Origin of the sequence: Streptomyces maremycinicus (assembly GCF_001184025.1) — a bacterium.
GTDB classification, from domain to species: Bacteria; Actinomycetota; Actinomycetes; order Streptomycetales; family Streptomycetaceae; genus Streptomyces; species Streptomyces maremycinicus.
In genome coordinates this window covers 101,912-124,334 of record NZ_BBYG01000008.1, presented here as the reverse complement: position 1 = coordinate 124,334, position 22,423 = coordinate 101,912, and the positions used below count along the sequence as shown (strand labels likewise).

At 72.4% G+C, this 22,423-nt stretch carries 21 protein-coding genes and 3 pseudogenes; 10 read left to right on the top strand and 14 right to left on the bottom strand.

What is annotated here, in order from left to right; genetic code table 11:
- Positions 1-25: 25 nt before the first annotated feature.
- The 3 genes from AOQ37_RS00650 to AOQ37_RS00640 all read right to left on the bottom strand — a co-directional run bounded on the left by AOQ37_RS00650 (position 26) and on the right by AOQ37_RS00640 (position 3,229).
- Positions 26-580: a hypothetical protein gene (locus tag AOQ37_RS00650; protein ID WP_062640069.1), complete on the bottom strand. Its 555-nt coding sequence runs from the start codon at positions 578-580 to the stop codon at positions 26-28.
- Positions 577-2,307 (bottom strand): serine/threonine protein kinase, encoded by a 1,731-nt coding sequence (locus AOQ37_RS00645; RefSeq protein ID WP_062640067.1) that lies wholly within the window; start codon positions 2,305-2,307, stop codon positions 577-579. The genes AOQ37_RS00650 and AOQ37_RS00645 overlap by 4 nt, the downstream gene beginning before the upstream one ends.
- Positions 2,308-2,380: 73 nt before the next feature.
- Positions 2,381-3,229 (bottom strand): menaquinone biosynthetic enzyme MqnA/MqnD family protein, encoded by an 849-nt coding sequence (locus tag AOQ37_RS00640; RefSeq protein ID WP_062640065.1) that lies wholly within the window; start codon positions 3,227-3,229, stop codon positions 2,381-2,383.
- 288 nt (positions 3,230-3,517) lie between these two features.
- Between AOQ37_RS00640 and AOQ37_RS00635 the strand changes: the two genes are divergently transcribed.
- The 6 genes from AOQ37_RS00635 to AOQ37_RS00610 all read left to right on the top strand — a co-directional run bounded on the left by AOQ37_RS00635 (position 3,518) and on the right by AOQ37_RS00610 (position 8,121).
- Positions 3,518-3,721: a cold-shock protein gene (locus AOQ37_RS00635; RefSeq protein ID WP_003974443.1), complete on the top strand. Its 204-nt coding sequence runs from the start codon at positions 3,518-3,520 to the stop codon at positions 3,719-3,721.
- 164 nt (positions 3,722-3,885) lie between these two features.
- Positions 3,886-4,623 carry a class I SAM-dependent DNA methyltransferase gene (locus AOQ37_RS00630; RefSeq protein ID WP_078889922.1) on the top strand — a complete coding sequence of 246 codons (738 nt, stop codon included), beginning with the start codon at positions 3,886-3,888 and terminating at the stop codon, positions 4,621-4,623.
- A gap of 27 nt (positions 4,624-4,650) precedes the next feature.
- On the top strand, positions 4,651-5,454 hold the full coding sequence (locus AOQ37_RS00625) for an alpha/beta fold hydrolase (RefSeq protein WP_062640063.1): 804 nt from the start codon (positions 4,651-4,653) through the stop codon (positions 5,452-5,454).
- Positions 5,454-6,779 (top strand): PP2C family protein-serine/threonine phosphatase, encoded by a 1,326-nt coding sequence (locus tag AOQ37_RS00620; protein ID WP_062640061.1) that lies wholly within the window; start codon positions 5,454-5,456, stop codon positions 6,777-6,779. The genes AOQ37_RS00625 and AOQ37_RS00620 overlap by 1 nt, the downstream gene beginning before the upstream one ends.
- Complete coding sequence (locus AOQ37_RS00615) at positions 6,776-7,129, top strand: STAS domain-containing protein (RefSeq protein ID WP_062640059.1); 354 nt, start codon at positions 6,776-6,778, stop codon at positions 7,127-7,129. Before AOQ37_RS00620 ends, AOQ37_RS00615 begins: the two co-directional genes overlap by 4 nt.
- Before the next feature lie 32 nt (positions 7,130-7,161).
- The gene (locus AOQ37_RS00610) at positions 7,162-8,121 is read left to right on the top strand and encodes an aminoglycoside phosphotransferase family protein (RefSeq protein WP_062640057.1); all 960 of its coding nucleotides are present in this window, start codon (positions 7,162-7,164) and stop codon (positions 8,119-8,121) included.
- On the opposite strand, the pseudogene AOQ37_RS00605 reads toward AOQ37_RS00610, so the two are convergent.
- Both AOQ37_RS00605 and AOQ37_RS41970 read right to left on the bottom strand, forming a co-directional pair.
- Positions 8,118-8,606: pseudogene (locus tag AOQ37_RS00605) on the bottom strand (ATP-binding protein). The gene AOQ37_RS00610 and the pseudogene AOQ37_RS00605 overlap by 4 nt on opposite strands.
- 289 nt (positions 8,607-8,895) lie before the next feature.
- Positions 8,896-9,174: pseudogene (locus tag AOQ37_RS41970) on the bottom strand (DUF5937 family protein); the annotation flags it as partial.
- Here AOQ37_RS41970 and AOQ37_RS00600 point away from each other — a divergent pair.
- A pseudogene (locus tag AOQ37_RS00600) lies at positions 9,173-9,613 on the top strand (MFS transporter); the annotation flags it as partial. The pseudogenes AOQ37_RS41970 and AOQ37_RS00600 sit on opposite strands and share 2 nt — an antisense overlap.
- Here the strand turns inward: AOQ37_RS00600 and AOQ37_RS00595 are convergent.
- The 3 genes from AOQ37_RS00595 to AOQ37_RS00585 form a co-directional block, all read right to left on the bottom strand.
- Complete coding sequence (locus AOQ37_RS00595; RefSeq protein ID WP_062640055.1) at positions 9,529-10,023, bottom strand: hypothetical protein; 495 nt, start codon at positions 10,021-10,023, stop codon at positions 9,529-9,531. The pseudogene AOQ37_RS00600 and the gene AOQ37_RS00595 sit on opposite strands and share 85 nt — an antisense overlap.
- Before the next feature lie 43 nt (positions 10,024-10,066).
- Entirely contained in the window at positions 10,067-11,989 is a 1,923-nt protein-coding gene (locus tag AOQ37_RS00590; RefSeq protein WP_062640053.1) for an AMP-dependent synthetase/ligase, read from the bottom strand.
- A 209-nt stretch (positions 11,990-12,198) separates the two neighbouring features.
- Complete coding sequence (locus AOQ37_RS00585) at positions 12,199-13,557, bottom strand: acetyl-CoA C-acetyltransferase (protein ID WP_374701467.1); 1,359 nt, start codon at positions 13,555-13,557, stop codon at positions 12,199-12,201.
- Positions 13,558-13,658: 101 nt separating this feature from the next.
- Between AOQ37_RS00585 and AOQ37_RS00580 the strand changes: the two genes are divergently transcribed.
- From AOQ37_RS00580 to AOQ37_RS00570, 3 genes are all read left to right on the top strand, one after another.
- Complete coding sequence (locus AOQ37_RS00580) at positions 13,659-15,089, top strand: 3-oxoacyl-ACP reductase (protein ID WP_062640051.1); 1,431 nt, start codon at positions 13,659-13,661, stop codon at positions 15,087-15,089.
- A complete protein-coding gene (locus AOQ37_RS00575; RefSeq protein ID WP_062640049.1) occupies positions 15,090-16,031 on the top strand; it encodes a MaoC family dehydratase in 942 nt (313 codons plus the stop codon).
- A 211-nt stretch (positions 16,032-16,242) separates the two neighbouring features.
- Complete coding sequence (locus AOQ37_RS00570) at positions 16,243-17,991, top strand: eCIS core domain-containing protein (RefSeq protein WP_062640047.1); 1,749 nt, start codon at positions 16,243-16,245, stop codon at positions 17,989-17,991.
- Positions 17,992-18,020: 29 nt separating this feature from the next.
- Here AOQ37_RS00570 and AOQ37_RS00565 read toward each other — a convergent pair whose 3' ends face one another.
- The 6 genes from AOQ37_RS00565 to AOQ37_RS00540 all read right to left on the bottom strand — a co-directional run bounded on the left by AOQ37_RS00565 (position 18,021) and on the right by AOQ37_RS00540 (position 22,280).
- Complete coding sequence (locus tag AOQ37_RS00565; protein WP_062640045.1) at positions 18,021-18,665, bottom strand: TetR/AcrR family transcriptional regulator; 645 nt, start codon at positions 18,663-18,665, stop codon at positions 18,021-18,023.
- An 83-nt stretch (positions 18,666-18,748) separates the two neighbouring features.
- Entirely contained in the window at positions 18,749-19,069 is a 321-nt protein-coding gene (locus tag AOQ37_RS00560; protein ID WP_062640043.1) for a DUF4229 domain-containing protein, read from the bottom strand.
- 93 nt (positions 19,070-19,162) lie between these two features.
- Positions 19,163-19,687: a GNAT family N-acetyltransferase gene (locus AOQ37_RS00555; RefSeq protein ID WP_062640041.1), complete on the bottom strand. Its 525-nt coding sequence runs from the start codon at positions 19,685-19,687 to the stop codon at positions 19,163-19,165.
- Between the two features lie 144 nt (positions 19,688-19,831).
- Positions 19,832-20,995: an aminofutalosine synthase MqnE gene (gene mqnE, locus AOQ37_RS00550; protein WP_062640038.1), complete on the bottom strand. Its 1,164-nt coding sequence runs from the start codon at positions 20,993-20,995 to the stop codon at positions 19,832-19,834.
- Positions 20,996-21,056: 61 nt separating this feature from the next.
- Positions 21,057-21,512, bottom strand: a complete 456-nt coding sequence (locus AOQ37_RS00545) for an Lrp/AsnC family transcriptional regulator (RefSeq protein WP_020130097.1) — start codon at positions 21,510-21,512, stop codon at positions 21,057-21,059.
- Between the two features lie 102 nt (positions 21,513-21,614).
- Positions 21,615-22,280 (bottom strand): UbiX family flavin prenyltransferase, encoded by a 666-nt coding sequence (locus tag AOQ37_RS00540; RefSeq protein ID WP_062640036.1) that lies wholly within the window; start codon positions 22,278-22,280, stop codon positions 21,615-21,617.
- Positions 22,281-22,423: the final 143 nt, after the last annotated feature.

Here is a 22,423-nt window from a genome sequence, read left to right as displayed (position 1 = left end):
CGATCCCCACGGTCCTGAGTCGGCCTCATGACGTGCCCGCCGCCCTGCTCCTGCCCTTGCCCTTCTTGCGCAGTCTTCTCGTGCGGGCCCGCTCCTCCGCGCGCCGGGCCGCGGCCGCGGTGGCGCGCAGGCGGTGGCGGAGGACGCCGAGCAGCACGGCCGTGACGGCGTAGGAGAGGAACGCGCTGCCCGTGCCCGGGATGTACGCGCACATCGCCCCGCCCGAGCGGCAGTTGCGGCCGGGCAGGGCGCCGAGGACGTACATCGCCGCGCCGAAGGCCACCGTCCAGCAGACCGCTCCCCCGATCGCGAGCCCGATCCGCGCCGGGACCCCGTCGCCCCCCGGGTTCCGTTCCGGGGCGGAGCACCACACGCCGCCCGCCCAGCCGGCCACCGACAGCAGCCCGAGCAGCGCGCCGGCCGTCCATCCGCCGCCGGGCAGGTCCACCAGCGCCGGTGCGGTCACGCGCACGAACCATCTCCACAGGCCCAGGGCGGACAGCAGGACGGCGAGGACGGCGACGAGGAAGAGGACGCCGCCGGCGAGACCCCAGCCGTCACGGGCCCGGAACCGGTTCACCGTCCGACCTTCGACATGCGCGCCACCGGATTGCCCTCCGCCGCGCTGTCCGAGGCGTACGTCAGGTCGTCGCCGGTCGGGGTGAGCCGGATCGTGTGGGGCGTGGGATTGCAGCCGCTGTGGTTGCTCTCGGCCCCGACCGAGGTGGCGACGACCTCCTTCTCCGTCACCTGCTTCAGCGTCAGGACGTCGACACAGGTGCCGCCGAGCACGTCGGTCTGCCGCAGCTGACCCAGGGTGTCGCCCACGTTCGCCTGTCGGACCGTCACCCGGAAGGTGCCCATCGGGAGGGTGCCGCCGAGCCCGCTGCCCTCGCCCTCCCAGGTGCCGACATAGCGGCCCGGGAGCGCGGTGGGCGCCTGCGAGGCGGCGGGACCGGAACTCGAACCGTTCGCGGGCGCCGAGGAGTGGGCGTCGCTGCCGGAGGCGTCGTTTTGGCCGTCGTCGCCCGGCAGCAGGTCGAACAGGAACACCGACCCGACCGTGACGGCCGCCATCGCGCCCGCGACCGCCAGCGCGACGGTGCAGCTCAGCCGCCGCCCGCGCCCGCCCTCCCCCGGGGTCGCGGTGGCGGCCACGGTCACGGAGACCTTGCCCGGCCGGTCCGGGCCGGTGGCGGCCGGCCCGGCGTCCCTCGGCTCGGAGGCGGGACGGGGCTCGGGGACCGGGCGTGGCGCGTCGGCCGGAGTGGCGGGTCCCCCGCCCATCACCGGCGGCGGCCCGAACTCGCCCAGCACCACCGCCGACTTCCCCGAGGTGACGGCCGGACTGCTGAACCCCACCGGCCCGGACGCCTGCGGTTGCGCCCCGGCCCCCGTCGCCTCCAGGTTCAGCAGCTGTACGGCGCTCCGCCCCAGTTGCTCCACCAGCGCGCCCGGCAGCCACCCGCCCGCCACCAGCCGGGCCGCGCCCTCGGGGGCGAGCCGCCGGGCCACCTCGGCGGGGGCCGGCCGGGCGGCCGGGTCCTTGGAAAGACAGGCCTCGACCACCGCCCGGAGTTCGCCCCGCAGTCCGCTGTCCGGTTCGCCCAGCTCGGGCTGTTCGTGGACGACCTTGTACAGGAGGGCGGCCGAGGAGTCCCCGGGGAAGGGGGGCCGGCCGGTCGCCGCGTACGCGAGCACCGCGCCGAGGGAGAAGACGTCGGCCGCGCCGGAGGCGACCCTGCCGAGGATCTGCTCGGGAGCCATGTAGCCGGGTGAGCCGACCGAGACGCCGGTCGAGGTGAGCGAGGCCGTGCCGTCGGTCGCGCGGGCGATGCCGAAGTCGATGAGCAGCGGGCCGTCCACCGTGAGCAGGACGTTGGACGGTTTCACGTCCCGGTGCACCAGGCCCAGTTCGTGCACGGCTCCCAGTGCCTCCGCCAGGCCCGCGCCCAGCACCCGTACGGAGTGCTCGGGCAGCGGTCCGCCGCCGGAGGCGACCGCGGCGGCCAGGGAGGGACCGGCGGCGAAGCCCGTGGCGACCCAGGGCACCGGCGCCTCCGGGTCGGCGTCCAGGACCGGCGCGGTCCAGGCGCCGCCGACCCGCCGCGCGGCCTCGACCTCGCGCCGGAAGCGGGCGCGGAACTCCTCGTCGAGCGCGAGGTGCGGGTGCACGATCTTCACGGCGACGGTGCGGCCGCCGGCGCTGCGGCCCAGGTAGACACGGCCCATCCCGCCGGCGCCCAGGCGGCCGAGCAGCCGGTAGGGCCCCACGGTCGTGGGTTCGTCGGCTCCGAGCGGCTGCATTGGACGTCCACCTCTCCCCCGAAAGGCGCCCGCGCGGGGCCCCATGCGACTCGGCAGCAGCGTAGTGCCGTGGCTACGGCCGGAGCAGCTCGACCTTCACGTCCGCCGGGAAGCCCGTCGTCGGGCCGACCCGGCGGGCGAACTCGGCGACGGCCTCCAGCTGGGGGCCGCCGAAGCGGAAGTCGAGGGTGGTGAAGTACTGCTCGAGCACCCGCTCGTCGAACTCCTCCCAGCGGGCGGCCTGCTCGGCGACCTTGCCGACCTCCTCCAGCGAGAGGTTGCGGGACTCGATGAAGGCCTCGTGGACCTGACGGGTGATGACCGGCTCGCGCTCCAGGTACTCGCGGCGGGCCGCCCAGACCGCGAAGACGAACGGCAGTCCGGTCCACTCCTTCCAGAGCGCCCCGAGGTCGTGCACCTCCAGACCGAACTTCGGTCCGTCCAGCAGGTTGGCGCGCAGCGCCGCGTCCCCGATGAGGACGGCCGCCTCGGCGTCCTGCATCATCAGGCTGAGGTCGGGCGGGCAGGTGTAGTAGTCCGGCCGCACGCCGAAACGGTCCGCCAGCAGCAGCTGGGCGAGGCGCACGGAGGTGCGTGAGGTCGAACCAAGGGCGACCCTGGCGCCGTCCAGCTCGTCCAGCGGGACCTGGGAGACGATCACGCAGGACATCACCGGGCCGTCGCAGCCGACGGCGATGTCGGGGAAGGCGACCAGGTCGTCGGCGTTCTTCAGGAACTCGACGAGGGTGATGGGCCCGATGTCGAGGTCGCCCGACACCAGGCGCTCGCTGAGCTTCTCCGGGGTGTCCTTCGTCAGCTCGAAGTCGAGGAGGGTGCCGGTTCTCGCGAGCCCCCAGTAGAGGGGCAGGCAGTTGAGGAACTGGATGTGGCCGACGCGCGGCCGGGTGCGAGAATTGTCCACATCGCGAGGCTAGACCCCGCCGGATAGTGTGGGCACTCCACCCCCTCGGTCAACCCCTTCCGGGGATCTTCAAACATCCGGGTGACGTGATCTTGACCTCTATTGCTTTCGGGTGCCTGCATGCTAGGCTCGCCGCAAGTTGCAGTTTGGTTTCCCTTGCAGTACAGAGCCTGCGGAGCATGTAACCGCGGGCTCTCGTCGTTTTCAGACGTATGCAGTTGTGCGGCACTTGCTTTCACGCTTGCAGGGTTCTGGAGCAGGGCAACCCTTTGGGCCCAAGGAGGGCTTATGGCTACCGGAACCGTGAAGTGGTTCAACGCCGAAAAGGGCTTTGGCTTCATCGCCCAAGAAGGCGGCGGCCCCGACGTCTTCGTCCACTACTCCGCGATCAACGCGCAGGGTTTCCGCTCGCTCGAGGAGAACCAGCAGGTCTCCTTCGACGTGACGCAGGGCCCGAAGGGTCCCCAGGCGGAGAACGTCACCCCCGTCTGATCTTCAGAACCCTGAGATCGCAAGTCTGAGAGCAGTACCCAAGGAGCCCTGTGCCGGTCGGCACGGGGCTCCTGCCTTTTCCCGTCGGCACGGTCGGGGTGCCGCTGGCCGGCGTGGCGTGGAACCGCCCCCGCTGTCGGTGGTGCCTCCTAAGCTCCCCGCCCATGACCGACATCACGAACCCCGGCCCCGCCTCCCCGTCCACCCCCATCTCCACCGCACCGGACCCGGTCGCCACCGCCTCGCGGGCCGCCTCCGACGCGCCCGGCTTCGTCGTCGTCACCCGCACCTTCTACGACGCCATCGCCGAGGACTACGCCGAGCGCTTCCGTGACGAGCTGGTGGCCAGGCCGCTGGAGCGGGCCGTCCTCACCGCGTACGCCGAGCTCGTCGGGGCCGGTGGGCGGGTGGCGGACCTCGGGTGCGGGCCCGGCCGGTCGACGGGGTTCCTGGCCTCGCGGGGGCTGGACATCTCCGGGCTCGACCTGTCGGAGTCGATGCTCGCGATCGCCCGCCGCGAGAACCCGGCGATCCGCTTCGAGCAGGGCTCGATGCTGGAGCTGGACTTCGCCGACGGGAGTCTGGCCGGCGTCGTCTCCTTCTACTCCTCCATCCACACCCCTGTGGACGAGCTGCCCGCCCTCTTCGCCGAGTTCCACCGGGTGCTCGCACCCGGCGGTCATCTCCTCCTCGCCTTCCAGGTCGGCGACGAACCGCGCCACTACGACCAGCCCTGGGGCCACCCGGTCGCCATCGACTTCGAGCGGCGCCGCCCGGAACAGATGGCCGCGCTGCTCACGGCGGCCGGATTCGCGATGCTGTCGCGCACCGTGCGGGAGCCGGACCCCGGCCTCGGCGAGTCGACCCCCCATGCCTTCCTGATCGCCCGGGTACCCGAGTGAGCCGTGAGCTTTGGGAAACTGGAGGGTATGGACACCGATCGCAGGAACAACGTCACCGTCACCGGTAACCCGCAGGGGCGGACCGTGGTGCTGGCACACGGGTTCGGGTGTGATCAGAACATGTGGCGTCTCACGGTGCCCGCCCTGGCCGAGAAGTACCGGGTGGTGCTGTTCGACTACGTGGGGGCGGGCCGATCGGATCTGTCCGCGTTCTCGGAGGAGCGCTACAGCTCGCTCGACGGTTACGCGCGGGACGTGGTGGAGGTGTGCGAGGCGCTCGACCTCAGCGACGCGGTGTTCGTGGGGCACTCGGTCAGCGCGATGATCGGCGTGCTGGCCGCCGACCTGGCACCGGAGCGCATCGGGGCGCTGGTGATGATCGCCCCGTCCCCGCGTTACATCGACGACGAGGACTACCGGGGCGGCTTCAGCGCGCCGGACATCGACGAGCTGCTGACGTCGCTGGAGTCGAACTACCTGGGCTGGTCGGCGGTGATGGCCCCGGTGATCATGGGCAACGCGGAGCGGCCCGCACTCGGTGAGGAGCTGAAGAACAGCTTCTGCGCCACCGACCCGGACATGGCGCGCGTCTTCGCCCGGACGACGTTCCTGTCGGACTCGCGCGACGACCTGAAGAGCGTCCGGGTGCCGACGCTGGTCCTGGACTGCACCCGCGACGCCATCGCGCCCCCGGAGGTCGGCGCCTTCGTCCACCGGGCGATCCCCGGCTCGACGCTGATCACTCTCGACGCCACCGGGCACTGCCCGCACCTGTCCGCGCCCGAGGCCACCAACGCGGCGATCACCGGCTTCCTCGCGGGGCTGCTGTGATGTGCCGAACGGGCCGGCAGCCCGACCCGGCCGACGCCGACAACGGGAAGACCTCGGACGCGGCGTTCGCCGAACTGCTGGAGGACAGCGCCGAGGACCTGTACGAGAGCGCGCCCTGCGGATACCTGTCCATGCTGATGGACGGCACCATCGCGAAGATCAACACCACCCTGCTGGACTGGCTCGGCCTGGAGCGGGAGGCGGTGGTGGGCCGGATGCGGTTCACCGATCTGCTGACCGTGGGCGGCAGGCTCTACCACGAGACCCATTTCGAGCCGCTGCTGCGCATGCAGGGCCGCATCGGCGGCATCGCCCTGGAGATGAAGCAGGCCGACGGCGCCCGGATGCCGGTGCTGGTCTCGTCCGTGGTCAAGTACGGCGGCGGCGGCGAGCCGCTGATGATCCGCACCACCGTGTTCGACGCCCGGGACCGCCGCGCCTACGAGGAGGAACTGCTGCGCGGCCGGAAGGCGGCCGAAGAGGCGCGCAAGCAGGCGGAGGCCGACCGCGCCAGGCTTCAGGAGGCCCTCGCGGTGCTCCAGCAGTCGCTGCTGCCCGCCACCCTGCCGCCGGTGCCCGGGGTGGAGACGGCCGCCCACTACTGCACGGCCTCCCCCGACCGGCTCGGCGGCGACTTCTACGACGTCTTCCCGGTGGACGGCAAACGCTTCGCGTTCTTCCTCGGCGATGTGTGCGGCAAGGGTCCCCAGGCCGCCGCCGTCACCTCGCTGACCCGCTACACCCTGCGGGCGGCGGCTCTGCACGACTCCGACCCGGTCGCGGCCCTGTCGACCCTCAACAAGGTGCTGCACGAGCGGTACGCGGCCGGCGGTGATCCGCGGTACTGCACCGCCGTCTTCGGGGTCCTCGAACCCGACCCCGCGACCGGACTGGTCGCCGTCCGGCTCGCCTCGGGCGGGCACCCTCCGGTGCTCGTCCTGCGGGCCGAAGGCACGGCCGACTTCCTGCCCACCCCGGGCGGTCTCCTCGTCGGTGTCCTGCCCGACGCGCGTTTCGTCGCCGCGACCACGGTCCTCGCGCCCGGCGACACCCTCCTGCTCTACACCGACGGGCTCACCGAGGCCCGGACCGGCGAGGACCGGGGCAGCCTGTACGGGGACGAGGCGCTGCGCGCCTTCGCCGCCCAGCACGCCGGCCGGTCCCCGCGGGCCGTCGTCCAGGCACTGACCGTCCTGCTGGAGGAGTTCGGCGACGGACTCGACGACGACACCGCCCTGCTCGCGCTCGGTGTCCCCGCCCCCGCCCCCCGGCCCGACTCCCACCCCGACACCGACCCCGACCCGGCGACGAAGAGCACGCGATGAGCCCGCTGAAGATCACCACCCGAGACACGGCGACCGGTCCCGTCCTGGCGGTTCTCGGCGACCTCGACTACGCGAACGCAGGCGAGCTGCGTGAGCTGCTCACCACGCTGACCCTCCAGCCGGGCCAGCGCCTCGTCCTGGACCTGGCCGGCATGGACTTCTGCGACTCCAGTGGCATCACGGCGCTGATCGCGGCCCACCACCACGCCCAGGCCGCCCACGCGGACATCGCGCTGGCCGCCGTCCCGGCCAACACCCTGCGCATCCTGCGCATCGTCGGCCTCGACCAGATCTTCCCCCTGCACCCCGACAGCGAGACCGCCGCGCGCGGCACCCGTCCGAGCCGCTGATCCGCGGGCGGCGGTCCCGGCACAATGGGGCCATGATCGAGGTACCGCAGGCCTTCGTGAACAGCACCGTCCAGCGGGAGGGGAAGCGCGGGGCGGGCTGGGTCGAGGGACTCCCCGCGCTGGTGGCCGAGTTGCTCGATCGCTGGGGCTGCGCGCCCGACGGTGAGGTCCTGCACGGCGGGGTCGGGATCGTCGTCCCCGTACGGCGGAGCGCCGACCGGATCCGCGCCGTCATCAAGGTCTCCTTCCCGCACCCGGGCAACGTCCACGAACCCGACGCCTTCGCCGCCTGGGGCGGGCAGGGGGCCGTGCGGCTCTACGAGCGGGACGACGCGCGCTTCGCGATGCTGCTGGAGCGGGTGCGCGAGTCGTCCCTCGCCGAGGTCGAGGACACCGGGGAGGTCGCCGCCGTCGCCGGGCGGATCAGCCGGCGGCTCGCCGTTCCCGCGCCGGACGGCCTGCCCCGGCTGAGCGACAAGGCCGGCGGGTGGCGGCGACAACTGCTCCTCGACCAGGCCGAGTTCGACCAGGCCCTGCCCGCGCGGACCGTCGACGCGGCCCTGGACACCGTACGGGAGCTCGGGCGCGGCCAGCCCGATCTGCTGGTGCACGGGGATCTGCACGCCAAGAACATCCTGCGCGCCGAACGGGAGCCGTGGCTCGCCGTCGACCCCAAGGGATGGGTCGGGGACCCCGCGTACGACGGGGGCACCCTGCTCAAGCCGCTGATCTTCCAGCACGTCATGCGGCACGGCGACGGAGATCTGCGCCGGGCCGCCCACCGCATCCTGGACCACTTCGCCGAGGCCGCCGGGCTCGACCGCGAACGCACCCGCCGCTGGGCCCACCTCCACCTCGTCCAGGCCGCCTTCCACGGGCGCCGCCACGGGTTCCGGATCGCCCGCGAGGGGCCGGGCCTCGACCTCGTCACCCAGTTCCTGGACCGGCTGGCCGAGACACTCACCCCGTACCGGCACCCCTCGCACCCCTAGGTTCCGCGGGGCGCATGCGGGGCCGCGCCGCCGAGCGTCCGGTGCGGTCGGGGACGGAGCGGCAGTTCGGCCCAGACCGTCCTGCCGACGTCCCGCTCCGCGACACCCCACGTCCGGGCCAGCACCCGGACGAGGATCAGTCCCCGGCCGCCCTCCTCCTCCGGGTTCGTGACGATCCGCAGCCGCCGGTCGGAGCGGGCGTCGCTCACCTCGACACGCAGCGCGTCCTCCGGGAGCAGCCGGAGCCGCAGCTCGAAGTCCCGGCCCGGGACCCGTCCGTGCGTGACGGCGTTGGCGGCCAGCTCCGCGACCACCAGCTGCGCGGTGTGGTGCGTCGCCGTCGTGCGGATACCCCCAGGCCGTGAGCTGGTGACCGGTGAGACGCCGGGCCAGCCGGGCACGCGCGGCGTCGCGCCGAGGCGCAGGCGCAGCTCACCGAGCGGGGTGTCCCGGGCGGGTTCCCGGGTGGAGATCTGGGTGGAGATCTGGGTGGAGATTTCGGAGTTCACCTGACTGAGCGTGGCCGGTTGTCCCTACCCTGACCAGGAGTGGCCCGGCGACTCTGCGTAGTTGTACGGCTGCGGTGGGGCAGACGTACGGGTCGTCGGCCGTGCCCACGGAGGCGGGAGAGCGGTGGCGCACGTGACGGAGGACCGCAGGCCGGAGACACCGGCGGAGGCCGACAGGACGACAGGGCTGCTCACGGCCCTGGGCAAGATGCTGAAGCTGCTGCGGGAGCGACGTTCGGGCTGTCACCGGCGGGTGCGGGAGGCCGCCGCGCGGGTGCGCGGAGGTCGCCTTGTCCTGGAGCTTGTCGACGATGACGCAGTCGCCGTCCGGTGCCAGGGTGACCGCGTCGGAGACGGCGGCGAGGGCCGCCCCGATGCCCTGGCGCCTCAGCAGGTCGTTCTTCACGCGCAGGTCGGTGGCGATACGCACGGCGGCGCCCGCCCAGGCGGCGTCGAAGAAGGCCGCCCCGCACTGTTCGAGGGTGTCGCGCACCCGCGCCCGTACGGCGGCCGGGTCGGCGAGCAGCCGTTCCGCGAAGGTCTCCCGGCTGAGCGTGCTGGCGCTCGCCGGTGTGGTGCTCACCGTGTCCTACCTGACCTTTCTCGTGGCCGCCTCGCCGGGGCACGGCTGGGGCGCCCCGGCCGTCGCCGCGGTGTCCCTGGTCTGCACCCTCGGCGAGATCATCTACGCCGGCAGCGCCACCGCGCTCGTCACCGTGCTGGCCCCGGCCCACGCCCTGGGCCGTACCCTCGCCCGTTTCGAGCTGTCCACGGGCTTCGGCCTCGCCGTGTCCCCGGCGGTCATCACGGCTCTCGCACCCCACGGACCGGCCGCGCTCTGGGGCGGTCTCGCCGGTGCGACCCTCCTGTCCGCCGCCGCCGTCGCCGCCGAGAAGGATCAGGGAACGCAGCCCAAGGACCCCGGGGCCGGGCCCAGCGGGTCCGCCGCCGACACCTCCGGCGCGCTGAGCGCCTCCTCGTAGGCCTGCCGCTCGAAGACGAAAGGGCCCAGGGGCAGTTCGCCCCACTCCTCGCGCTCCGGGTAGTGGAAGCCGGACCAGGTGACCGTCGTGGGCGTCATGGCGAGGCGGGCCATGAGGGGCCAGCACTGCCAGATGCCGCAGGGGCAGCCGAGGAGCGGGGTCCGGTCGGCCGTCCGCAGGAACGGGTTGTCGGTGAAGTCGAGCACGCCCAGCCCGCCGTGCTGACCCCAGATCAGCTCGGCCGACTCCCGTCGCTGGTCCTCGAACTGCCCCTCCAGCTCCGGCCGCCACAGCTCCCGTGTCGCCCAGGCGGTCAGCGCCCGCAGATCGACACCGTCGACGCGGGCGCCCCAGACCGGGGCGGCGGGCCGCTCGTCCCAGGGACAGTGGAAGAACTCGATGGTGTTCACCCCGCGCATGCTTCCCGTCCGGACGGCATCCCCGCCAGCCCTTTCAGTGCTGGTACAGCCCCTCCACCTGGTCCGCGAAGTCCGCCAGGACCGCCTCCCGGCGGAGTTTCATCGAGGGGGTGAGGTGGCCTGCGTGCTCCGAGAAGTCGGTCGGCAGGATGGCGAAGCGGCGGATCGACTCGGGGCGCGAGACCAGCTTGTTGGCCTCGTCGATCGCCCGCTGGAGCACGGCGTGCAGGTCCGGGTCGTCCATCAGCAGCTCCACCGGGACCGGGTGCTTGCCGTTCATCTGGCGCCAGTGGGTGAGGCCGTCCGGGTCGAGGGTGAGGAGGACGGAGACATAGGGGCGGCCGTCGCCGAGGACCATGGCCTGCGAGACCAGGGGGTGGGAGCGCAGCCAGTTCTCCAGGGGCGCGGGGGCGACGCTCTTGCCGCCCGCCGTGATGATCATCTCCTTCTTGCGGCCGGTGATCGTCAGATAGCCCTCGTCGTCCAGTTCGCCGATGTCGCCGGTGGGCAGCCAGCCGTCGGGGGCGGCCGGGACCACTCCGCCCGCCGCCGGGTCCCAGTAGCCCCGCAGGACGTGTTCGCCGGCGATCAGGATCTCGCCGTCCGCCGCGATGCGGATCTTCGTCCCCGGCAGCGGCCAGCCGACCGTGCCCAGGCGGGGTTTGAGCGGCGGGGTGACCGTGGACGCGCCGGTCGTCTCCGTCAGGCCGTAGCCCTCGTAGATCTCGATGCCCGCTCCGAGGTAGAAGGCGGAGAGGTGCTGGCCGAGGGGCGAGCCGCCGCAGATGGCGTGGCGGACGCGGCCGCCCATGGCGTTGCGGATGCGGCGGTAGACGAGCGGGTCGTAGAAGGTGCGGGCGGCGCGGAGGGTGGCCGCGGGACCGGAGCCCCGGCCGGTCTTGTGTGCCTCGACGGCCTCGCCGTAGCGGCGGGCCACGTTGGCCGCCCGGTCGAAGGAGGACAGCTTGCCGCCGGCCTCGGCCTTGGCGCGGGCGGTGTTGAAGATCTTCTCGAGCATGTACGGGATGGCCAGCAGACAGGTGGGTCTGAAGGCCGCCAGGTCCGGGAGGAGTTCGTCGGCCTTCAGGCTCGGTGCGTGGCCGAGGCGGACCCGGGCGCGGACGCAGGCGATGGCGACCATGCGGCCGAAGACGTGGGACATGGGGAGGAAGAGGAGGACGGAGAGGTCCTCGGCGTCCGACTTGAAGACCGGGTAGAGCAGTTCGATGGCGTTGTCGACCTCGGCGAAGAAGTTGCCGTGGGTGAGAGCGCAGCCCTTGGGCCGGCCCGTGGTGCCTGAGGTGTAGATGAGGGTGGCGAGCGTGTCGGGGACGAGCATCCCCCGGCGGATCTCCACCTCGGCGTCCGGTACGTGCTCACCCGCCTCGATCAGCCGGTCCACATGGTCCTTCTCCATCACCCACAGGCGGTGCAGGTCGGGCAGCCGGTCGAGTTCGGGGCCGAGGGCGGCGGCCTGGGAGGTGCTCTCGGTGACCAGGGCGACCGCGCCGGAGTCATGGAGGATCCAGCGGGTCTGGAAGACGGACGAGGTCGGGTAGATCGGCACGGTGACCAGGCCGGCCGCCCAGGCCGCGAAGTCGAGCAGCGTCCACTCGTAGGTCGTGCGGGCCATGATGGCGATCCGGTCGCCGGGGACGAGGCCCTCCGCGATCAGCCCTTTGGCCACCGCGTGGACCTGGGAGGCGAAACGCTCGGCCGTGATGTCCGTCCACTCGCCGTCCTGCCCCTTGCGGCTGAGGACCACCGCACCGGGGTCGGCGGCCGCGTTGTCGTAGGGCAGGTCGGCGAGCGAGCCGTACGTCACCGGGCGTGCCAGCGCCGCGACGGACGCCTCCCGGACCACACCGTCCAGTCGTCGTGTCTCGGGTTCGACCAGGGTGGGGGGAGCGTCGGGATCGGCGTAGGCCGAACCGTCGGCTGGGTACGGGGTGGACACGGGCGGCTCCCTGGGCGTGCAGCGACGAAACTGCTTGCTGCATGACGTACGTGCCTCGCGCACCGAGGCGTTCAAGCGGGATGCCCCCCAGATAGGGGTTACCGCCAGTTAGGTAGGGGATCGTACGGCGCTCACGTGTGGGGCTTGTGCGCCTTCCGGGATGTTCCGGAGCTGGGGATGTGCAATCTCGGGGGTTATATGAGGAACCTTCACGTTCGTTCCAGAATCGCCGTGACTCCCTGTCCGCCCGCCGCGCAGATCGAGATCAACCCCCTTGCGGGGCCCTCGCGTTCGGCGAGCAGCTTGGCCAGGGTGGCCACGATGCGGGCACCGGTCGCCGCGAAGGGATGGCCGGTGGCGAGGGACGAGCCGGCCACGTTCAGCCGGTCGCGGTCGACCGGCGCCAGCCCCTGCTTCTCCCAGGCCGCGAGCGTCGCCAGCACCTGCGAGGCGAAGGCCTCGTGGATCTCGACCAGGTCGAAGTCCTCGATGCCCAGGCCGGTCCGGGCCAGCATGCGCGGGACGGCGTACGCGGGCGCCATCAGCAGTCCGTCCTCGCCGTCGGCGACATCGCCGCGCACGAAGTCCACGGCGGCCGTCTCGTACGCCGTCAGGTAGGCGAGCGGCTCCAGGCCCCGCGCCTCGGCCCATTCCTCGGAGGCGAGAAGCACGACCGCCGCGCCGTCGGTCAGCGGTGTCGAATTCCCCGCCGTCATGGTGGGGTTCGGTCCGCCGGTACCGAACACCGGCTTGAGCGCGGCCAGTTTGCCGACCGTGGAGTCCGGTCGGAGGTTGTGGTCGCGGGTCTGGCCCCGGAAGGGGACCACCAGGTCGCCGAAGAAGCCGCGTTCGTAGGCGGCCGCGAGCCGCTGGTGGCTGGTGGCCGCCAGTTCGTCCTGCGCCTCGCGTTCGACGCCCCAGGCGCGGGCGGTGACCGCCCCGTGCTCGCCCATGGAGAGACCGGTGCGCGGTTCGGCGTTGCGCGGGATCTCCGGGATCAGATGGGAGGGGCGGATCCGCGCGAGGGCGCCGAGGCGGGCGCCTGTCGACTTCGCCCGGCGGGCCTCCAGAAGGATCCGGCGCAGCCCGTCGTTGACGCCGAGCGGGGCGTCGCTCGCGGTGTCGGCGCCGCCCGCGATCGCGGACCCGGTCTGACCCAGGGCGATCTTGTTGGCGGCGGCGATCACCGCCTGGAGGCCGGTGCCGCAGGCCTGCTGGATGTCGTAGGCGGGGGTGCGGGCGTCCAGCTTCGAGCCGAGGACGGTCTCGCGGGCGAGGTTGAAGTCGCGGCTGTGCTTGAGGACGGCCCCGGCGACCAACTCGCCCACGACGCCCGGCACGTCGAGCGCGTAGCGGTTCACCAGGCCGTTCACGGCCGCCGTCAGCATCTCCTGGTTGGAGGCGGTGGCGTAGGGGCCGTCGGAGCGGGCGAAGGGGATGCGGGTGCCGCCGACGATCGCCACGCGGCGGATGCGCGGCAGTTCCGGCCGGGGTTGCGGCGCGCCGCTCTCCGCGACCTTCAGATGGCTCACTCGCCGGCTCGCCCGTGACGGTTCCGAGGTACTCATCTCGACCTGCTCCTCACCCGTGACCTAGACTTACCCACGGTAACCTTACTTCAGAGTAAGCACCCGGTACGAGGTGTGCGCCGAGCCCGTGGGAGATCATCATGGCCGACCGCTATCTGAGCTTCACCGCCACGGCCCCCGGCCGGTTCCTCACCTCGCGGCTGGGGCTCCCGCAACCGTCGGCGCTGCGCCGCTGGACGGCCGAACGGCCTCGTCTCGACGGCCACTTGCTGCACCTCACGGCCGGCGGCCCGTCCGGCCTCGACCTCGCGCCGGTCCTGGCCCGCACCGGGCTGCCCACGACCACGCGGGACATGGTCTCCGGCGCCGGGTGGGGAGCCGGTTCCGGTGCCGGGTCCGGCAGTGGATCCACCGGGTCCACCGGCCCCGCCGTCGCAGGTCCCGCAGGCCCCGCCGTCGCAGGTCCCGCAGGCCCCGCCGTCGCCGCCGTGGTCCTCGACGCGACCGGGGTCCGGGACGTCGACGCGCTCGCCGAGGTGCACGCGGCCCTGCACCCGGTCCTACGGTCGGTCGCGGCGAGCGGCCGGGTCGTCGTGCTGGGCGCGCCCCTGGACGCGGCGGACCACCACCAGGCGGCCGTGCAGCAGGCCCTGGAGGGCTTCGTGCGGTCCCTGGGCAAGGAGATCGGGTGGGGCAGGACGGTGAACCTCGTCCGGCTGACCGACGCCTCCGCCGCCGAGTCCACCCTGCGTTTCCTGCTCTCCCCCAAGTCGGCCTACGTCAGCGGCCAGGTGATCGGGGTGGCGGCCGAGGGGCCCGACGGCCCGGTCGAGTGGGACCTGCCGCTCGCCGGCCGGACCGCGCTCGTCACCGGCGCCGCCCGCGGCATCGGAGAGGCGGTAGCCGAGGCGCTGGCCCGGGACGGCGCCCAGGTCGTCGTCCTGGACGTACCGCAGGCCGCGGACGACGCCCGCCGGGTCGCCGCACGGCTGGGCGGCAGCGCCCTCACCCTCGACATCACGGCCGCCGACGCGGGCGAGCGGATCGCCGCCGAACTGCCCGACGGGTTGGACATACTGATCCACAACGCGGGGATCACGCGGGACCGACGGCTGGTCAACATGCCCGCCGAGCGCTGGAGTTCCGTGCTCGACGTCAACCTGGCGAGCGTGCTGCGCAGCACGGACGCGCTGCTCGCCAAGGGCACCCTGCGACCCGGCGGGCGGATCGTGGCCACCGCCTCCATCGCCGGACTCGCGGGCAACGCGGGGCAGACGAACTACGGCGCGAGCAAGGCGGGCGTCGCCGGTCTGGTCCGGTCCCTCGCGCCGCGCGCGCTCGCCGAGCACGGGGTCACGGTGAACGCGGTGGCGCCCGGCTTCATCGAGACGAGGATGACGGCCGCCGTGCCCCTGTTCATCCGTGAGGCGGGCCGCCGGATGAACTCCCTCGCCCAGGGCGGCCTGCCCGCCGACGTCGCCGAGACCACCGCCTGGCTCGCCCACCCGGCGTCCGGCGCGGTGAACGGACAGGTCGTGCGCGTGTGCGGCCAGAGTCTGCTGGGGGCGTGAGTGACCGGCACGGTGACCCTCCTGTCCGGGCCTCCCGCCCTCGGTCCGCGGCTCGCCCTCGGCGCGCTGCGCTCGCCGTTCAGGCGACCCCGCCCCGGCGCCGCCTTCCCCGGCGCCGGCGACCGGCTCGTGCTGCCCGGGCTGCGGGTGGACCTCGCCCGGCTGGCCGCCTACGAACGGGTCTGCGGCTTCCCGACCGGTGAGGACTCCCTGCCGCTCACCTACCCCCACGTCCTGGGCTTCCCGCTGGCCATGCGGATCATGAGCGGCCGCGGCTTCCCGCTGCCGCTGCTCGGCCTCGTCCACACGTCGATCGAGATCACCCGCCACACCGCGGTCGCGGCCACCGGCAGCCATGAACTCACCGTGCACGTCGAGCGGTTGGCCGCACACCGACGCGGGACCGAGGCGGTCGTCGTCACGGAGCTGCGGGACGGCGGCGCGGTCGTGTGGGAGTCGACGAGCACCTATCTGTCCCGGCACCGCACCGAGCCCGTGCCCGAGCCCGTGCTCGCTCCGGAAACCGCACCCGCACCCGAGACCGCACCCGCATCCGCACCGCCGGATCCGCGGCCCGGTCCCCCACCGTCGGCACCGGCCCCCCGGCCGCTCCCCGTGCTCGACGAGTGGCGGCTCGCCGCGGATGTCGGACGGCGCTACGGTGCCGCGTCGGGCGACCGCAACCCCATCCACCTCCACCCGCTCACCGCCCGCCTCTTCGGCTTCCCCCGGGCCATCGCGCACGGCATGTGGACGGTGGCCCGCTGCCTCGCGGCCCACGGCACCCCCCAGGCCGTACGGATCCACGCGGAGTTCCGGGCACCGGTCCTGCTCCCGGGAACGGTGACCTTCGCGGCGGACGGCGCACGCTTCGAACTGCGCGGCAGGGGGGCCTCGGAACGGGTGCACGTGAGCGGCCGGGTGGACCACCTCACGCCGTGACCGGGCCCCGGGCGACCGGACCCCGGGTCGGTGCGCCGCCTCGCGGGCAGGGGGTAGCCGCTCGCCCGGTCCGTCGCGGTGCGGGTGTGCCGGATCGGCCGGTGATCCTGCGCGATCGGACCCCGACACTGCCCTCGAGGTCCTTACCCCGGTCACGTCCCGTCGAGCACAGTGGTGGGTTCAGATGGCTCTGTCGCTGAAGGGAGCGTCCATGCGCGCGCAGGACCAGGAGAAAGACCTGGGTGGCAACCCCCGGTCCAAGGCCGGGAGGGGCTCCGCACGGTCGTCGCTCCCGGGGCCGGCGGCGGGACTGCTCGCGCTCCAGCGCTCGGCGGGCAACGCGGCGGTGACGCGCGCCATCGAGGACCAGCGGCACGAGCACGGCCCCGGCTGCGGCCACGCGGACCGGTCGGTCCAGCGGGCGGAGACGGACGAGGCACAGCTGGCGACGGTACAGCGCGAGGTGTCGCTGGCCGAGGTGACCGGATCCGGCGGCAGCTCCCTGGACCCGCGCATCCGGGCCAAGGCCGAGCAGGCGTACGGGATGCCGCTCGGTCACGTGCGGGTGCACAACGACGCGACCGCCCAGCGCGCGAGCGCCGAGTTCCAGGCCCACGCCATGACCGTCGGCCATCACATCGTGCTCGGCTCGCCCCGGGTGGACGACGAGACGATGTTCCACGAACTCGACCACGTCCGGCAGCAGTCGCAGGGCCCGGTGGCGGGCAAGGACAACGGCTCGGGCGTGAAGGTGTCCGACCCGGGTGACGCCTTCGAGCGCCAGTCGGCCACCAACGGCCGGCTGGTCGCGCAGGGTTCGACCCCCGACCTCTCGCTGCCCGGCTCGGCGGGACACGGGGCCCCGGTACAGCGGGCGGCGGCCGGGACCGGCGAACGGCAGAGCGTGCAGCGGATGCCCAAGGAGGCCACCAAGGCCAAGGCCGCCAGGGGCGGCAAGAAGGCGACCGTGGCACAGGCGATCACCAGGGCGCTCGTGCAGAACCACGGCTGGAAGGAGTACGGCGGACAGCAGAACAAGACCGTGCACTTCCCGATCGCCTCCGACAACGCCCCCGCGCACGCGAAGAGCGAGGGGCTCAAGGGCGCCGCGCTGAGCGCGATGTACCACGGCACCGAGAACATCCGGAAGGAACGCTCCTTCTCGGCGGAACGCCCGGAACAGGCCCTGCGCTGGATCTCCACCGTGACCTTCAACTACCTCAACGACCTGCGCAAGCAGCCCGAGGAAGTACAGGCGGGCGTGAGTGCCGTCCAGCAGGAGGGGCCGGACGGCGTCGCCACGCGGTTCCAGCTGTACATCTCGTCGAACAAGGACGGCGCCAACAAGGCACTCACCGACCTGTACGAGGGCAAGGCCAGCGCCGCGGAGTTCCTCACCGCCGTCCTGAAGGCCGGTGAGCCCCATCTCTCCAGCCGCACGGCACTCGAGCAGCGGCACGCCCAGAAGCTGGCCTCACGTCTGCTGGGTGACGGGCAGGGCAGGGAGGCGTACAGCGCGGTTCTCCAGGCTCTCGGCGGCTCGGTGAGCGTGCCTCCGAAGCGGGAGGACGCCGCCACGGACGGCCTGCACGCCGAACGCCGCATCGTGGAGAGCGCGCCGGCGGGAAGCGTCTCCGCGATCGCCGGGGTCAAGCGGCCCTGCATGGTCTGCTACATGGAACTCTTCGTCGGCGACGACTCCAAGCGTCCCGGCCCCTACTGGCCGAGCAAGGCCTCCAACATCGGTGAGTCCGACTACACCATCGCCAACGCCGACATGCTCGCGCTGCGTATCCACACGGCGGCGCAGACGGGCGGCGGCACGCATGTCAGCCTCCGGGTCGACTGCGAGGGCCAGGAGCGGGTGGACACCGGGTACGGTTCCGAATCCGACTCCTCGGCCTCGGACAGCGAGCAGGCCCCGGCGCTGGTACCGGCGGACGCCATGGAGCTGGGCTGAGGCGACCCCGGTGACCCCGCCGAGGGCCCTCAGGCCTCCGGTGGGGTCCAGGGACGGCCGTCCATGAGGTTGCCCAGGCCCGCCCAGGCGAAGTTCATCAGGGTGGCCGCGGCCTGACGGGCCGTGGTGCCCTCGGCGGTGTTGGCCCAGGCGGCGAGGGACTCGGCGGCGCCGACCAGCGCCTCGGCCAGTCCGGCGACCTCGCGCTCGGGAAGGTCGGGGTCGCGGTGCGCCTCCCTGGCCGCGACCACGATCAGCTGGGTGACGAACGCGACGATCTCCTCGCGCATCGCCGTGACCTCGGCGGCGAAGGGCTCGCCATGGGTGCGGGCCTGGAGGTGCAGGACGGACCAGGCGTGCGGATGCTCGGCGGTGTGCGCGAAGAACGCCCGCAGGCCGTCCCAGAGTTGGCGGTCGGCGGGCAGGTCGGTGCGCACGCCGGTGCGCACCGCCGCGACGAGCGCCTTGGCCTCGCGCCGGATGCAGGCGGTGAAGAGGTCTTCCTTGGAGTTCAGGTACAGGTACACCAACGGCTTGGACACGCCCGCGAGTTCGGCGATCTCGTCCATCGACGCCGCCATGTACCCCCGGCGGCCGAAGGTCTCCACGGCGGCGTCCAGCATCTGCTGCTCACGGACCGCACGCGGCATCCGCTTGGTCTTCACGGCACCCATGGACACAGCGTAGTTGGGCCCGCCGGGCTCCCGGCCCGGTCCGGCTCCCGCGGGCCCCCGGTCCGGCTCCCGCGGGCCGCCTGCTAGGAGGTCCGCGCCTGGCCCGGAGCGGGGGTCTGCGCGTGCGCCGCCTCGTCGACGGTGGCGTCCTCCTGGGAGCGGTTGGCCTCCAGGTTGGCCTTCATGCGGTCCACGCGCTGCACGACGTTCACCGAGGCGCGGTCGCGTTCCTTGCGCAGCACCACGAAGCTGATCGGCGCGGAGATCACCAGCGAGAGCAGCAGGATCCACATGATGTTGGAGTCGCCGAGACCGCGCGGCACGACGCCCGAGTAGACGAGACCCCAGACGACCACGAGGCAGCCGGCGAAGACACCGAGGCGCATCAGTGTGTAGCGGAGCATGTCAATCCACTCTTCCGAATCCAAAAGGGGCCGTCATCCAGTGAAGCACGCCGGGGTCCCGATCTTGCATCGGGGGGCGAGCGGTCGGAGCGGTCAGGTGAGGGGCAGCAGCATGATGACGTCGTCGCGGTCGTCGTCCGGCGCGACCCTGATGGCGCCGGGGATCCGGCCGACCTCCTTGTAGCCGCAGGAGCCGTAGAAGCGCTCCAGGCCGAGTCCGCCGCGGCAGGTGAGCCGGATCGCCTCGATGCCGTCGAAGGCGCGGGCCTCCTCGGCGGCCGCCGCCAGCAGGTCACGGCCGTAACCCCGGCCCTGGTGCCGGGGGTGCACCATCACCGTGTACAGCATCACCCAGTGGGTCTGGAGCCGGTGGGTGTTGAAGCTGAAGAACGCCGTCGCGGCCACCTCGCCGGCCGGGTCGTGCCCGACGAGCAGCCGGGTCCGGCCCTCGGCCATCTGGACGAGGTGGCGGACCAGTTCCGGCCGGACCGTCTCGCGCTCCACCGGCGCCACGAAGCCGACCGCTCCGCCCGCGTTGGAGACGTCCGTCCACAGGTCGAGGATGCCGTCACGCAGGGCGGGGGTGACGGCGGGGTCGAGAGTGAAAGTAAGGGCCACGAAAGGATGGTAATCCTTACGCGGCCCCGACTTCCCCGTCCTCGTTCCCAGGGCCTTTCTTTCGGATCAGGTCGCTTTGCGGCGGCGGTTCCCTGTGCCAGACCCCACGGCCGCCGACAAGATCCGAAAGAGAGGCCTAGCGCCTCAGACCCGCATCGGCTGCGGCGACTCGCGCAGCGCCGGGTCGGGGCCGTCGTACTCGCGGATGATCTCGTACCGCGTGTTGCGCTCCACCGGGCGGAAGCCGGCGTCCCGGATGAGGTCCAGCAGGTCGTCGCGGGTGAGCTTGTTCGGCGTGCCGTAGTTGTCGGCGTCGTGCGTGATCTTGTACTCGACGACCGAGCCGTCCATGTCGTCGGCGCCGTGCTGGAGCGCGAGCTGCGCGGTCTGCACGCCGTGCATGACCCAGAAGACCTTGACGTGCGGCACGTTGTCGAAGAGCAGCCGGGAGACCGCGAAGGTCTTCAGGGCCTCCGCGCCGGTCGCCATCTGGGTGCGGGCCTGGAGCCGGTTGCGGACCTTGCCGTCCTTCATGTCCACGAAGTCGTGCTGGTAGCGCAGCGGGATGAAGACCTGGAAGCCGTTCGTCTCGTCCTGGAGCTCACGCAGGCGCAGGACGTGGTCGACGCGGTGGCGGGGCTCCTCGATGTGGCCGTAGAGCATGGTGCACGGGGTCTTGAGCCCCTTCTCGTGCGCCAGCCGGTGGATGCGCGACCAGTCCTCCCAGTGGGTGCGGTGGTCGACGATGTGCTGCCGGACCTCCCAGTCGAAGATCTCGGCGCCGCCACCGGTCAGCGACTCCAGACCGGCGTCGATCAGCTCGTCGAGGATCTCGGAGGCGGACAGCCCGCTGATCGTCTCGAAGTGGTGGATCTCCGTCGCCGTGAACGCCTTCAGGGAGACCTCCGGCAGCGCGGCCTTCAGCTCCCGCAGCGAGCGCGGGTAATAGCGCCACGGCAGGTTCGGGTGCAGGCCGTTGACGATGTGCAGCTCGGTGAGGTTCTCGCCCTCCATCGCCTTGGCGAGCTTCACCGCCTCCTCGATGCGCATCGTGTACGCGTCCTTCTCGCCCGGCTTGCGCTGGAAGGAGCAGTAGGCGCAGGACGCCGTGCACACGTTCGTCATGTTGAGGTGACGGTTGACGTTGAAGTGCACGACGTCGCCGTTCTTACGGGTCCGCACCTCGTGCGCCAGTCCGCCCAGCCACGCCAGGTCGTCCGACTCGTACAGCGCGATGCCGTCCTCACGGGTCAGCCGCTCACCGGCCCTGACCTTCTCCTCGAGCTCGCGCTTGAGTCCGACATCCATGCCCACACCTCTCCACGACGTTCTGCGATGACCCATCGACAACCGACAACCCACCGTACGGCTATACCTCTTCCGGAAGCTCCCCGACCCGGTTCTCCCACTTGGTGGAGAGCACGATGGTGGTGCGGGTCCGGGACACGCCCTTGGTCCCGCTGAGCCGCCGGATGATCCGCTCCAGGCCGTCCACGTCGTTCGCCCGCACCTTGAGCATGAACGAGTCGTCCCCGGCGATGAACCAGCAGTCCTCGATCTCGCCGAGGTCCTTCATGCGGTTCGCCACGTCCTCGTGGTCGGCGGCGTCGGAGAGGGAGATGCCGATGAGGGCGGTGACGCCGAGACCGAGCTGGGCGGCGTTCACCGTGGCGCGGTAGCCGGTGATGACACCGGCCGCCTCCAGCCGGTTGATGCGGTCGGTGACGCTGGGTCCCGACAGACCGACGAGGCGCCCCAGCTCCGCGTACGAGGCCCGGCCGTTCTCCCTCAGGGCCTGGATGAGCTGCCTGTCCACCGCGTCCATGCGATCGAAGCCTTCCGGTGAGGAGAGATGAAGAAGTGTGGGGGGAGTCCTGAAGTGGTGGTTCCCGAAGTGGTGGTGCGTGCCGTCCGTGCCGCCCGGCGCTCAGGCGGGAGGACGGGAGCCGCCGCCGATATCGCCCTTCCAGCGGCGGTACAGCCCGTGCCCGACGCCCGCCGCGTCGAGGACCCGTCCGGCGACGAAGTCCACCAGGTCCTGGATGTGGGTGGCGCCCGCGTAGAACGCCGGGGAGGCCGGCACGACACTCGCGCCCGCGTCGTCCAGGGCGACCAGATGACGCAGGGTCTGGCCGTTCAGCGGGGTCTCCCGGACGGACACGACCAGCGGGCGCCGCTCCTTGAGCGTCACGCTCGCCGCCCGCTGGAGGAGGTCCTTGGAGAGCCCGAGGGCGACCCCGGCCACACAGGCGGTGGAGGCGGGCACGATCAGCATGCCCTTCGTGGCGTACGACCCGGAGGACGGCCCGGCGGCCAGGTCCCCGGCCGCCCAGTACCGCACCCGGTCGCCCTCGTCCGCGAGGTCCACGTCGAAGGCGGCCGGCTTCCCGTCGGCCCCCCGCGCGAGCCATTCCCGCAGGTCGTCGCGCCAGTGCGCGTCCCGGAAGGAGATGCCCGTCTCGTCCAGCAGGGTGAGCCGCGAGGCCCGGCTGACCACCAGGTCGACGCTCTCGCCCGCGACGAGCAGCGCGCGCAGCACAGCGGCGGCATAGGGCGTACCGGACGCCCCGGACACCCCCACGATCCAAGGCACGCGCTGCGTTTCTCCTGCGTTCACACCTTGAGCGTACCGGTGGGCGGCGAGGTCTTCAGGACCGGTCGGCCCTGGAGCCCGCCCGCCCCCTTCGCTCCCCCCGCCCGCCCGTTCACCCGGACGGAGTACAGGTCCGTACCGGC